Here is a 12,003-nt window from a genome sequence, read left to right on the forward strand (position 1 = left end):
AAGGTAACAGTCTTAAACTCGGGTTTTTGATATTCTTTTGTCATAAAAGTTCCTTTCAGTAATTTAAATTTAATCGCAGGCTAGAGTCTATCACATAACAAAATGAATTGCCAGGATACTCGTGCAGCCAAAAAATACACATCAAATAAGTGTTTCCGTTGAGTCTGACATAATTTTTTATTATTCGCTGGAATTTTGCCGAATTTTATTATATTTCAATTAGATTGATATGAAAAAAGGCGTATAAAAATACGCCTTCAATAAAAAATTTCTAAAAAAATGACCGCACTTTAATCTGAATCTCAAAAGTTGGACAAATGAACCAAACGGGTTAAGGTGCCGATTTCTATGAGTAATCTCCTCCTGATGGTGCAGGTGTTACAATGCCGCCAGAAGTTGTAATTACATCTTCTTTTTCAAAGGTAACAGTCTTAAACTCAGGTTTTTGATATTCTTTTGTCATAAAAGTTCCTTTCACTAATTTAAATTTAATCGTAGACTAGAGTCTATCACATAACAAAATGAATTGCCAGGATACTCGTGCAGTCAAAAAACACACATTAAGTACATGTTTCGGTTGTATCTGACATAATTTTTGCTGGAATTTTGCTGAATTTTATCATATTTCAATCGGGTTGATATGAAAAAAGGCGTATAAAAATACGCCTTCAATAAAAAATTCCTGAAAAAATAACCTTACTTCTCAGGTAACGGAAGCGGAGGTGTTAGAGTACCACCAGAAGTTGTAATTACATCTTCTTTTTCAAAGGTAACGGTCTTAAATTCAGGTTTTTGATATTCTTTTACCATAAAAAACTCCTTTTACTAAATTCAAATTTGTTTTTTCGGTTTTCCTTTTTCTTGAGTTGAAAACTCTATTACATAACAAATGAATTGTCAAGGTATTATTGTTGCAAAAAAATACACACCTCAAACGCATGAAAACACTGCTTTTTTAGCAGATCCGACATATTAGAACATCTTTGATACGCCTTGAATTTGCCCTTGTCTTTATATACAATAGCGAAATTTTACATATACATATAATAGAAGAATAGGTTTATTGAAAATGAGGAAAAAATGTACATAATCACCTGTACACAAGCCAGCCTGCGTTATCGTTGGGAAAGCGAGGTGCTTCTAACTAATCTTCAAAAACACGGGTCATATAACATTATCTTCCTGCTGTATGGAAAGGATCGTTCCATGGGGCCTTATTTGCAGGAAAAGTACGGAATCAGTTATTACTATTTTGAAGATAATCGACCTCAGAAACATTATCTAACCTCTATTCGCCCTTATCTTTGGTATCAGTTTTTAAGCCAATATCCCCAGATGGAAAAGGAAGTTTTCTTTTACATTGACACAGATATCATTTTTCGGGAAATGATTGCTTTTGATAAGATACCTGTTGATGCTCAAAATTGGTATGGGGCGAATAGTCCTTACGTGAAAGCAAGTTATTTGCGATCTAAGCATCCTCTTTATTTGCAGGGGCTGCAAACTATTTTATCTGTAACAGATGAGGAATTGAAGTGGACGGAAAACAGTCCGGCCGGTGCACAGTGGCTTATTGCTCAGCCCACAGCAGCCTTTTTTAATGAAATGTATGTGCATTGCGAACGCGTCTATGATTTTCTGCTCACCATGGAACGGATTCCGCTTTTACAAAAAGAAGAGCGGTTAGAGGAGCATGGAAAATGGTTGACAGACATGTGGTGCATGGCATGGTTGGCACCTAAATACGGAATTACTGTTCATACGTCATCTGAATTGGATTTTTCATGGCCGACTCATTCTGCCGAACAGTGGGAGCGTTATAAGATACTCCACAATGCCGGAGTTACTAGTAAAAATGCAGATGCTTTTAACAAGGCCAAATGGGCACGAATTCCCCCTTTCTTTTTTAATCATGATAACGTTTCTTCTAAACTTGGTTCCATTTATTATGTAAAGGCGGTACAAGCTGTGAATATCAGACCACAAGACTACGATAAGGTTAAAATCCTAGGAACTTTTATTACTAATCAGGTGAAAGATACCTATATTGCGATTCCTTTGGATGAGGCAAAGCAAAAAGTTCCCGGTTACATTGAACTCAACGACAGTAGCTATTTGCTCTGGACATTGATTCAAGAAAAGGGTTCTATACAAGAAATTATTGAAGCTTATAGTCAAACCTTTGAGATTGACAAAGGGCAAGCCAAGCAAGATTTATTTGATTTTATCGCATATCTGGATACGATGAAGATTATCCGATTTGAGTGTGGAAGCAACTCTGACTAGCTCAGAAAATGATGGGTGCTATTTATATCTTATCAAAAGGAAATTTTCAGACACAAATACTCTAAAAGGATTAGGAAGAAACAGTGGAACAATTTTGTATTGGTTTGGCAGGCCTGGTGATCCGGGTGACTTGCCGTTTTGCTTCAACACGGATATTTTGCAAAGATTACCTAACGGATGATGAACCTGATTTTGAAATCAATGTTGAGCAGAAAGACATTGACTTTGAGCGAGTGAGAGGCGGTGAAAAAGCTCGGCATTTTTCAGGAAACTATTTAGAACAAATTGCCTTATATCGATTGATCTGCGAAGTATTACCAGCTTATGATCGACTACTCATTCATGGGTCGGCAATCGTATTAGATGGTCAAGCCTATTTATTTACAGCGCCAAGTGGAACGGGGAAATCAACTCACAGTCAGCTATGGCTGAAAGTCTTTGGCGATAGAGCCCGTATCTTAAACGATGATAAGCCCTTGTTACATATCACAGATAAGCAAATTTTGATCTATGGAACGCCTTGGGATGGGAAACATAGTAGGTCTTACAATGGCTCCGCACCATTAGAAGCCATCTGTTTTTTAAACCAAGGCTTAGAAAACGTAGCTATCCGGTTATCTGAAACAGTTGCTTTTGATGCCTTGGTAACGCAAACTTACAGACCCCTGCAATCAATTGATCAACTGAAAAAAACATTAGCTTTGCTGCAAAAAGTAAGCCATCTACCGACTTACCAATTAACCTGTACGATCTCTACGGAAGCGGTAGATGTTATTTACGAGAAAATGACACATAAAAATCATTCCAACAAAATAAACAACAAGGAGAAATAAAATGAAGTTAAAAGAAGGGCTCTTACGACATCACGATCGTAACGATGAGTATATCGGTGTTACAACAGGAGACTTGGCAGAAACGTTCAATGGCATGATTCGCTACAATACGACAACCCATTTCATTTTAGAAAAACTTCAGGCTGATACCACAAAAGAAGAATTAATCACTAGTCTTTGTCAAGAATATGATGTTACTCCTACGGAAGCAAGTGCTGATTTGACACAATTACTTCAAGAATTGACGACGCTGGGTTTATTAGAGGAATAAAATAAATATGGAGTAAAACACTGAAAACAGGGAGATGTTCCCCCTGTTTTCAGTGTTTTTAATTATGTGATTTAAGCCGGTTCTTTTGCTCTGTATAAATCACACGTTTTTCTTTAACCTTTGTGATTCCTTCAATAGAAGAAGACATTAGAGTTACAGCTACATCAAACGGAGTTGAAAGCCGTAAATCAATCATTTCCATCGGTGTATATCTCGGTAAAATCGTTATTTCCGGAATTCCATGATAGTCAAGATCGTCTCTTGGATGCGGCTTGAGGTAGACATGATAACCTGCCTCTTTTGCTTCTTGAGCCATCTTAAAGTAGAAGTAGTACTGCTTTGCATAATCCGGACTTTTATCTTCTTTTTTGAAAGTAGACCAAAAATCGTCAGCTAAAGGCTGGGTTAAAATCAGATAAGACGGTGAAACAAGATTAATATCTTCTACTTGATAAAGAGCAAATAACTTTTTCAGATGGGTTTCTTCCTGACGATCAAACAATTCTCTACGAGGGACTTCAATAAATTTGTCCAAAAACCGGGCGTAGAAGCTGTTATCTTTAATCTTACTAATGTCATTAACTTCAATATCCAAACAAGCCGGGTTGAATCCGTAATGTTCTAGAGAAGAATCAACATCTGATAAGCCTGCGAGTTGAGCATAATTATAGTGAAAATTTAAACCGTCTTCTATTAGATGGTAAGGGTATTTTCTATCCCGAAATTCCTGACCAACCTGATCGGCATCATTAAAGAGATAAACATGATCCTCTTCTTCAAGCCAATCAAAATACTGCTTGGTCTGAATGATTTTGCTTGTTAGAATTTCAACCCAAATATCAGGGAAAAATGCTTTTATGCGCTCCGCTAATTCTTGATGCCCGCGAACATTAAAATGGAGAAAGAGCGCTATGGATTCTCCTTTTTGTTTTTTCATCAAGGAAATCATAACTTGCATATTGGTAAAACAAATATATTTTTTCATCGTAGCTTCTCTTTATTTTAACGCTATTTCTCTTTTTTCCGGCTTAGTAAACTTACTGCTAATGAAAAATTTCGCCATCTTTTGGGTGTTGGAATAAAGCGATAAAGATAAAAGAGAGGCAAAAGATAACGATGCTTTTGCAAGGTAGGAAAGAGCGATTGCATAGTATTTACCGAGGGAAAGAAGCGCTCTTTCCAATAGAGCCATTGATTGCCATCAGAATGTTTTAACTTATTGATAATCTGATTTTCCGCCAAACCATAGGTACCGGATGACAACATGTAGGAAAGGACGTTTCTGTCATCATCTGTCAAGTCAGTCAAAGAGACGGCTTGTGCCCCAAATAGTTTAAAAGCCAATTTTCGTTGTTGCTGTTCAAAGTCAGTCAGGTTGAGCTTAAACAACTCTTTCTTGATATAACTCCAATCTAAGTTGTCATACTCAGTCTCTAAAAATAAGAAAAGATCAACCAAACTACGGATACCGGTCCCTGATTGCGAATAATGTTTGTAATCATGAAGCGTTTGATATAGATAAAAATCTTCCAAGCTGAAATGGTAAGCAAAGGGCCTATCTTGATCCGGCAGGAGACGAGATTTGACATCATCATAATAATCACTATCTATTCCGTCCAGTGGATTTATTAATTTTCGATGCATTTCAAAATGAAAAATAGGCTTTTTCATATAAGCATCAACATTAATTTCATAGGTAAAGCTATATCCCTCTTCTGTGAAAAAATGCTTAACTTCTTTTTGAAAGGATTCATCAAAGAGAATATCATTGTCGGACATTTCACGCATCCCTAGTTTGGGATAATATGTTTTTAAAAGAATGCCCTTTAATTCCGTATACCAAATTCCTGAACGGCTTAGCCATTGGGTTATTTTTTGACGTTCATGATCAAACAGTAATTCTCTTCGAATACCTTGATTTTTAGCTTCTTGAAACGCCTTTGGTAGTTCAATATAGTCTTCTAGAATCATTGCTACCATAGCAGATAGACTATGAAATTGAGCAAACTGAGCAAGATTCTCTAAGTTCATCTTTGCTATGATGTCATGACTAATCGGCTTTCTTTGAAGGTAATGCCTTAATAAATAGATGATATCTTCTTGTGTTTTTGAAAACATATTTTTTCCTAATTATGTTTGGTATTGCAGTGTTATTCCGGAGTCTGAAAAATGAAGTTGTTTGTTACATATTTCTAAGGCGGCCGGTCTGTGGGTTACAATAATAAGCGTTTTATCTGTCAGAGTTTTCATATTTTCTAAAATAGCTTTTTCAGTCTTTTCATCTAAAGCACTGGTTGCCTCATCGAGTACCAAAATTGGCGATTGAGAATAGATAGCACGTGCTATTGACAAGCGCTGCAATTGACCTTCAGATAAACCTGAACCTTGTTCCCCTAAAACAAAATCCAATCCCTGAGGAAGTTGCTCAACCAGCTCGCGTGCACAAACCAAATCAAGTGCCTGCCAAAGACGACTTTCATCTTCAGCAGTCAAACTGTCTGAAAAAGTAATCACTTGACGAATTGTGCCGACCATGAGGAGCTTCACTTGGGGAACATAGGCAAATAAACGATGAAAGCTTGAATCTAAGGCTACTTTTTCCCCATTTGTCAGGCGTAAGAAAAGTCCCCCTTTTTGGAGCTCATAGATGGAGAGAAGCAATTTAGTCAGAGTGCTTTTTCCACAGCCGGATGGACCTAAGAAAGCAATATAATCTCCTTTCTGAATCGCTAATTGAATATTTTCCAAAAGTTTTCGATCCGTATAAGAAAAACTTGCTTGTTCAAAAACAATAGCATCAAGCTTTCTATAAAATTTTGTAATTTCGGAATGCGTCTTCAACTCTGTTTTCAGAACTTTAAGTTCTTCTACTTCCATTAAGCGTTCGCAACTAACTAACATGGAATAAAAACTCGGAATATAGACAGTTGCATTTGCAAATGGATAACTAACTTGGGTAACCAAGCGAGTAATCGCTATAAAAGTCCCATAAGACATCGTTCCGATGTAAATGCCGTAGGCACAGTAAACCGCAGTGGATATATAGGCTAACTGTAGAACGGCACTGAGACCTGTAAAATTGATATTGGAGAATGTAGCCTGTTCTAATCTGGCTTTTTTGTGTTCATCCAAATACTGTTGTGACTGTTTATTCACTCTTTGCTGAATAGAGAAAGCATTAATTATTAAGAGACTACTCAAATAATCTTGATAGAAGGCTTGCAGTTGGCTAACTTTTTCTTGAATATTACGGTACAGATAACGCAGCTTTAACTTTAATCCCAGACCAATCATAATATAAAGCAGCCCCATCGGAAAAATGAACCACAAAAATTTGCTATCAATATAGCTCATCGTCAGTAGAACGGCAAAGAGTCTGCTAAAGACACCAACTAAACCCGGAACGACTGTAGCCACTCCTCGTGAAATAATTCCGGTATCTGATGTAAGGCGACTTAGCCATTCACCGGTATGGATTTGAGAAATAGATTGGGAATCCCTTTGAAGCAGAGTCGTCAATAAGTAAGTCTTAAAGTGATTTTCAATATTAGCTTTAGCTGCTTCCTCTTGATAACGTTGTAGCGATTGAAGGATGAGTTGAATAAGTACAATCATCAGGAGCATCGTGGCTGAAAACCAAAAAACTTGACTATCTTTTGAAACTGCTGCATCAATGATATTGCGAAAATAAACCACAAATACGACTGATAAAACAGATAGAACCAACTCTAAAGTACAAAGTAAGGCTACCTGCAATTTATGAGAAGTAGGTAAAGTGAAAAATAACCATGTCAAGATTTTTTTAAAAGACAAGTATTGTAACTCTTTCATTTCCCTATGATCTTTCTTTTAAGTTTGGAGAGTTGCTGGCGAAAAAGCATTAATGGTTTACGAAACCAAAAGCTGTGTCGCCACACCAGAACATAAGCTTGGTAAGCTTTGCTATCTGTTGAAAACCATTTTCCATTCCGATAAATTTTTGTTACATAGCCAAAAACCTGTTCTCGCGGTACTTTTTCACCATACACACAATTGTCCCCGCGCGTGTAGTAATAATCATCATCTGAAGCAATTAGGCGATGTAGGACTAGCTGACCATTGGATTGTTTTTGGAAAATAGGAATATCACCGATGGCTAGCTGATGATGCGTCAGCGGTTCTAGATAAATTTGGGTGGCTTTCGGATGGTTCTTATCGTACAAGAGCGGACGCATACTAACTCCTTGGGTAAAATAAATGATCGATTGACCCGCTTCTAATTCTTTTCGAATAAGGGAGCTATGCACAATTTTGTCCTCGCCAATGTACTTTTTGACATTAAAAAATTAGATGCTGAAAGATGAACCGCAACCACAAGTGCTTGATGCATTTGGGTTATTGACGATAAAACGAGAACCTTCCAAACCTTCGGTGTAATCCACTGTGCCGCCGATTAAATATTGCAAACTCATCGGGTCAACCACCAACTGCACACCGGAATTTTCAATGGTTAAATCGCCGTCATTGACTTTTTCATCAAACGTAAAGCCGTATTGGAAACCGCTACAACCGCCGCCGGTGATATATACGCGTAATTTAAGTGCTTGATTATCTTCTTCACTGATTAATGATTTCACTTTTTTTGCCGCTGCATCCGTAAAGATCAATGGCACTGTAATATCTGACATATTTTTTCTCACATAATAAAAAATTGGCGTTATTATCTATCAACCGACTAAAGCGTTCAAGTATTTTGTGGAATATCTTATTTAGTTAGTGCTATTATAAGCAACACGTTTTTATCACAGAGTGGACTGGAGAAAGTAATGAGTATTCCATTAAGAACAGAAGAAGAAATTGTAAAATTACGGGAGACCTGTAAATTGGCATCAGATATATTAGTGATGATTGAACCCTATGTGAAACCCGGTGTGACGACGGGTGAGTTGGATCGGATTTGTCACGAGTATATGGTTAATGAGCAAAAAGTGATTCCCGCCTGTTTGAATTATCACGGTTTTCCTTATGCAACTTGTATTTCCGTTAACGAAGTAGTGTGTCATGGATTTCCAAGCTTTGATAAAGTATTGAAACAAGGTGATATTGTTAATATTGATGTGACGGTAATCAAAGACGGTTATTTCGGCGATAATTCCAAAATGTACGTGGTGGGCGGTAAAACCAATATCCGCAGTCAAAAATTAGTAGATGCGGCACAAGAAGCCTTGTATGTGGGCTTGCGGACAGTGAAACCGGGAATTCGTTTAAATGAAATCGGTAAAGCGGTACAAAAATATACGGAAGCACAAACCTTTAGCGTAGTACGTGAATATTGCGGGCATGGTATCGGAACGCAGTTCCATTGTGAACCTCAAGTGTTACATTATTATGCCGACGACGGCGGTGTGATCTTAAAAGAAGGTATGGTGTTTACTATTGAACCGATGATCAATGCAGGTAAAAAAGAAGTGCGTTTAATGAATGACGGTTGGACGGTGAAAACCAAAGATCGCAGTCATTCCGCACAATTTGAACATCAACTCGTGGTTACCAAAGACGGTTGCGAGGTGATGACGATTCGCGATGAAGAAATTGCGGAAGGCCGTATTTCACGGATTATGGTAAATGTGTAACTATCTTGCTAAAAAACGGTGGGTTGATTCCACCGTTTTTGTTTTGTCCGTTAACCAATTACAGGCGGTAGATAACCTACTTTAATAATAAATGGTACATTCATAATCAATAATCCGAGTAATAATGCAATAATCAATGAAATATTACCGCCGGTTACTCGGTAAGGCAGATCCGGATCTAATTTTCTGGCTCTCCATGCTAATCCTACCGGTAATACCAAACCATAAAAGGTAAACATTTGACCGGCATAACCTAACGCGACGATAAATCCGTCCGGATAGAATAATGCAAAGCAGAGTGGCGGCACAAAGGTCAATAAGCCTAATAATAAACGGTTCGGACGAACTTTAAAACGTTTTAATAAATCCGCTAATGTATCAAATAATGCCAATGATACCCCTAAAAATGAGGTAATGAGTGCAAGTGTTGAAAAAGTACGCACCGCACCACTGATTAAACCACTGCCGGTTGCATTATGAGTCGCATTAACCAAGCCATTTAAGGTCGGATCGTTACGGATAATTTGAATAAATTCCATTTGACTGAATACACCGTGAGTTGCCATTTGCCACAGAATATACGCTACTAACGGAATTGCCGTTCCCGTAATAATCGCGGTACGTAAACGGCGGATATCACCGTCTAGGTAATTATTAATGCTTGGAATTACAACATGGAAACCAAAAGAAGTGAAGAATACCGGGCTGGCCGAAATAATCAAAAAATGATGTAACGGCATTGCCATTAGATTTTCCACGGAAACTTTAGGTAACATCATTACTAACACCAAACCGAAAGCGACCAGTTTGAATAAGAATAGTAATCGGGTCACAATATCTACACTGCCGGTGCCGATGATAATAAACATCCCCAGTACTACGGTAAATAAAGTAATGGAAATCGGCACCGCACTTTCGCCTAAAAACGGTAAAATTCCCGCCAGAAGCGAACCACCGCCCGTAACGTATGCGGATAAAATAGCGTACATGAAGATCACAAGCGAAAGTGTCGCTAAAATGCGTCCGACCGGGCCAAAGTATTGCTCCGCTAATGTCGCAATGCCGGCATCCTTCGCTGAGGTTTGATACACCTCTACAAACAGCAAGGCACTGTAAGAAAGTAATAGCCATAGAATAATCAATAAAGCTAAGGTAAAACCAAAGCCCATTTCTGCAGATGTGAGCGGCATTGCCAGCATTCCGGCTCCGATTGTCGTACCGGCAACAATCAATGCACTGCCGAAGGTTTTATTTTTCATCGTTTCTCCCTTTAATAACAATGTAAAAGAGCGGTTATTTTACTGGGAAAACTTTACAATGTAATTATTTTTTTACATTTTGTTGCGGGTAAATTTGCTGATTGGATATGTTTTGAACATAAAAAAAGGACAATTAAGCCCTTTAGTAATTTTATCTTAAATTATTTTATTTTTTCTTTGCCAACATTGTGACAAATTTCATTTTAATACGGTTGCCGTTTTCATCGGTTTTGTGCAATTCGCCCATTTCTTCATTGTATTTAATGAATTCCCAATCGGTGTAGTAATCTTTCAATTCATTTTCTTTAAAAGTGAAAGAGAACGGTAGCGGGCAAGGCACATCATCGGTGGACATGGCCGCTACGATCAAGTTGTAACCGCCCGTATTGGTATGTGCTTGCATATTGCGAAGGATGTGAGGCACGGCATCGCGGTTTAGGAGCATAAACACCACGGTAGAAAGAATGAAATCGTAGTTTTCTTGAATCTTGGCACTGTTAATATCATAAAGTGCGGTGTTAATATTAAAATTTTCTTTTTCTGCGGTGCTCGCTAAGAATTGTAAACCGGTTTCATTGTGATCCCACGCGGTCACATCATAGCCCAATAAACTTAAGAACAATGAGTTACGACCTTGCCCGCAGCCTAAGTCCAACACTTTGCAAGGTTTGATAATTTCTACCGCACTTTTTACTTCCGAGTGAGTGGCGGTCATATTGTATTTTTTGCTGAAATAATCGGCTTTTTGACAATAGAATTCCAAGTAACATTGTAAATCGTCCGACATCGCTTCAACACGGTGCCATAATTGCGGTTCTACAAACGGCGTGTCATCGTTCGCAGTGAAAATGTGTTCACTGACTACATCACCTTCTTCCGTTAAGACATAGAATTTTAATTTACCTTGTAAAACCGTCACTTTGCCCCAAGTACCTACTTTTGTATTGTGTTTTTCTTGGAACATTTTCGGTAAGCTGTCTTTTGTCCAAACTGGCATTTTTTTGTAACAAATTAATTCGTTTTGCATTTTAAACTCCAAAATATGATATCTAAGTATTAAATAGTTGAGTGCAATGGTAGGATATTTTATTGTAATGTGCAACCAATTTATTTGTACAAATAATTAGCTTTTCATAAAAAACTCTTGTATAATCACGCGACCCTGTAAATGTGACGGATTCCCACCGCACATTATTATTTTGTCGAGATCGCACTCGAAGGGGTGGAGATTGAGATCAATGGTTGTGCTTAATTTTTATATAGGCACAGGGTTTAAAATAAAATTATTGGTAATTTATTAAATGAAAACTTTTGTAGCAAAACCAGAAACGGTACAACGCGACTGGTATGTAGTAGATGCGACAGGTAAAACTTTAGGTCGTTTAGCGACTGAATTGGCACGTCGCCTTCGTGGTAAACATAAAGCAGAATATACTCCGCACGTTGATACCGGCGATTATATTATTGTCATTAACGCTGATAAAGTAGCTGTAACAGGTAAAAAAGAAAGCGATAAAATTTACTACTGGCACACCGGCTATGTAGGTGGCATTAAACAAGCGACTTTCAAAGAGATGATTCAACGCCGTCCGGAAGCTGTGATTGAAATTGCGGTTAAAGGTATGTTGCCAAAAGGGCCGTTAGGTCGTGCAATGTTCCGTAAATTAAAAGTGTATGCAGGTGCAGAGCATCAACACGCAGCACAACAACCACAAGTTTTAGATATTTAATCACGAGGTAAA

At 37.8% G+C, this 12,003-nt stretch carries 12 protein-coding genes; 5 read left to right on the forward strand and 7 right to left on the reverse strand.

Annotated elements, in window-relative coordinates; genetic code table 11:
• The first annotated feature begins 1,080 nt into the window (after nt 1-1,080).
• The 3 genes from EDC44_RS07735 to EDC44_RS07745 all read left to right on the forward strand — a co-directional run bounded on the left by EDC44_RS07735 (nt 1,081) and on the right by EDC44_RS07745 (nt 3,390).
• A complete protein-coding gene (locus EDC44_RS07735) occupies nt 1,081-2,286 on the forward strand; it encodes a PqqD family protein (RefSeq protein ID WP_131977038.1) in 1,206 nt (401 codons plus the stop codon).
• Nucleotides 2,287-2,369: 83 nt separating this feature from the next.
• Nucleotides 2,370-3,119: a hypothetical protein gene (locus EDC44_RS07740; protein ID WP_131977040.1), complete on the forward strand. Its 750-nt coding sequence runs from the start codon at nt 2,370-2,372 to the stop codon at nt 3,117-3,119.
• 1 nt (nt 3,120) lies between these two features.
• Nucleotides 3,121-3,390 carry a PqqD family protein gene (locus EDC44_RS07745; RefSeq protein ID WP_131977042.1) on the forward strand — a complete coding sequence of 90 codons (270 nt, stop codon included), beginning with the start codon at nt 3,121-3,123 and terminating at the stop codon, nt 3,388-3,390.
• 58 nt (nt 3,391-3,448) lie between these two features.
• On the opposite strand, the gene EDC44_RS07750 is transcribed toward EDC44_RS07745, so the two are convergent.
• The 5 genes from EDC44_RS07750 to erpA all read right to left on the reverse strand — a co-directional run bounded on the left by EDC44_RS07750 (nt 3,449) and on the right by erpA (nt 8,057).
• Nucleotides 3,449-4,375, reverse strand: coding sequence for a glycosyltransferase family 52 (locus EDC44_RS07750; protein WP_131977044.1), 927 nt, complete (start codon nt 4,373-4,375; stop codon nt 3,449-3,451).
• 23 nt (nt 4,376-4,398) lie between these two features.
• A complete protein-coding gene (locus EDC44_RS07755) occupies nt 4,399-5,508 on the reverse strand; it encodes a nucleotidyltransferase domain-containing protein (RefSeq protein ID WP_131977046.1) in 1,110 nt (369 codons plus the stop codon).
• Nucleotides 5,509-5,520: 12 nt separating this feature from the next.
• Nucleotides 5,521-7,221, reverse strand: coding sequence for an ABC transporter ATP-binding protein (locus EDC44_RS07760; protein WP_131977048.1), 1,701 nt, complete (start codon nt 7,219-7,221; stop codon nt 5,521-5,523).
• Nucleotides 7,218-7,604 carry a hypothetical protein gene (locus tag EDC44_RS07765; protein ID WP_131977050.1) on the reverse strand — a complete coding sequence of 129 codons (387 nt, stop codon included), beginning with the start codon at nt 7,602-7,604 and terminating at the stop codon, nt 7,218-7,220. Before EDC44_RS07765 ends, EDC44_RS07760 begins: the two co-directional genes overlap by 4 nt.
• A gap of 111 nt (nt 7,605-7,715) precedes the next feature.
• Nucleotides 7,716-8,057 carry an iron-sulfur cluster insertion protein ErpA gene (erpA, locus tag EDC44_RS07770; protein ID WP_131977052.1) on the reverse strand — a complete coding sequence of 114 codons (342 nt, stop codon included), beginning with the start codon at nt 8,055-8,057 and terminating at the stop codon, nt 7,716-7,718.
• 138 nt (nt 8,058-8,195) lie between these two features.
• Between erpA and map the strand changes: the two genes are divergently transcribed.
• Nucleotides 8,196-9,002 carry a type I methionyl aminopeptidase gene (map, locus tag EDC44_RS07775; RefSeq protein ID WP_131977054.1) on the forward strand — a complete coding sequence of 269 codons (807 nt, stop codon included), beginning with the start codon at nt 8,196-8,198 and terminating at the stop codon, nt 9,000-9,002.
• Nucleotides 9,003-9,052: 50 nt separating this feature from the next.
• On the opposite strand, the gene EDC44_RS07780 is transcribed toward map, so the two are convergent.
• Together EDC44_RS07780 and tehB are read right to left on the reverse strand one after the other, a co-directional pair.
• Nucleotides 9,053-10,261, reverse strand: coding sequence for an aromatic amino acid transporter (locus EDC44_RS07780; protein ID WP_131977056.1), 1,209 nt, complete (start codon nt 10,259-10,261; stop codon nt 9,053-9,055).
• 166 nt (nt 10,262-10,427) lie between these two features.
• The gene (gene tehB, locus EDC44_RS07785; RefSeq protein ID WP_131977058.1) at nt 10,428-11,288 is read right to left on the reverse strand and encodes an SAM-dependent methyltransferase TehB; all 861 of its coding nucleotides are present in this window, start codon (nt 11,286-11,288) and stop codon (nt 10,428-10,430) included.
• Between the two features lie 274 nt (nt 11,289-11,562).
• Here tehB and rplM point away from each other — a divergent pair, with 274 nt between their 5' ends.
• Complete coding sequence (gene rplM / locus EDC44_RS07790; protein WP_131977060.1) at nt 11,563-11,991, forward strand: 50S ribosomal protein L13; 429 nt, start codon at nt 11,563-11,565, stop codon at nt 11,989-11,991.
• Nucleotides 11,992-12,003: the final 12 nt, after the last annotated feature.

Origin of the sequence: Cricetibacter osteomyelitidis (genome assembly GCF_004340985.1) — a bacterium.
GTDB classification, from domain to species: domain Bacteria; phylum Pseudomonadota; class Gammaproteobacteria; order Enterobacterales; family Pasteurellaceae; genus Cricetibacter; species Cricetibacter osteomyelitidis.

What these genes read in the sequence shown, in the direction of transcription:
- EDC44_RS07735 (WP_131977038.1), top strand. Translation starts at nt 1,081, where the DNA reads ATGTACATAATCACCTGTACACAAGCCAGCCTGCGTTATCGTTGGGAA.
- EDC44_RS07745 (WP_131977042.1), top strand. Translation starts at nt 3,121, where the DNA reads ATGAAGTTAAAAGAAGGGCTCTTACGACATCACGATCGTAACGATGAG.
- EDC44_RS07750 (WP_131977044.1), bottom strand. Translation starts at nt 4,375, where the DNA reads ATGAAAAAATATATTTGTTTTACCAATATGCAAGTTATGATTTCCTTG.
- EDC44_RS07755 (WP_131977046.1), bottom strand. Translation starts at nt 5,508, where the DNA reads ATGTTTTCAAAAACACAAGAAGATATCATCTATTTATTAAGGCATTAC.
- EDC44_RS07760 (WP_131977048.1), bottom strand. Translation starts at nt 7,221, where the DNA reads ATGAAAGAGTTACAATACTTGTCTTTTAAAAAAATCTTGACATGGTTA.
- EDC44_RS07765 (WP_131977050.1), bottom strand. Translation starts at nt 7,604, where the DNA reads ATGCGTCCGCTCTTGTACGATAAGAACCATCCGAAAGCCACCCAAATT.
- erpA (WP_131977052.1), bottom strand. Translation starts at nt 8,057, where the DNA reads ATGTCAGATATTACAGTGCCATTGATCTTTACGGATGCAGCGGCAAAA.
- map (WP_131977054.1), top strand. Translation starts at nt 8,196, where the DNA reads ATGAGTATTCCATTAAGAACAGAAGAAGAAATTGTAAAATTACGGGAG.
- EDC44_RS07780 (WP_131977056.1), bottom strand. Translation starts at nt 10,261, where the DNA reads ATGAAAAATAAAACCTTCGGCAGTGCATTGATTGTTGCCGGTACGACA.
- tehB (WP_131977058.1), bottom strand. Translation starts at nt 11,288, where the DNA reads ATGCAAAACGAATTAATTTGTTACAAAAAAATGCCAGTTTGGACAAAA.
- rplM (WP_131977060.1), top strand. Translation starts at nt 11,563, where the DNA reads ATGAAAACTTTTGTAGCAAAACCAGAAACGGTACAACGCGACTGGTAT.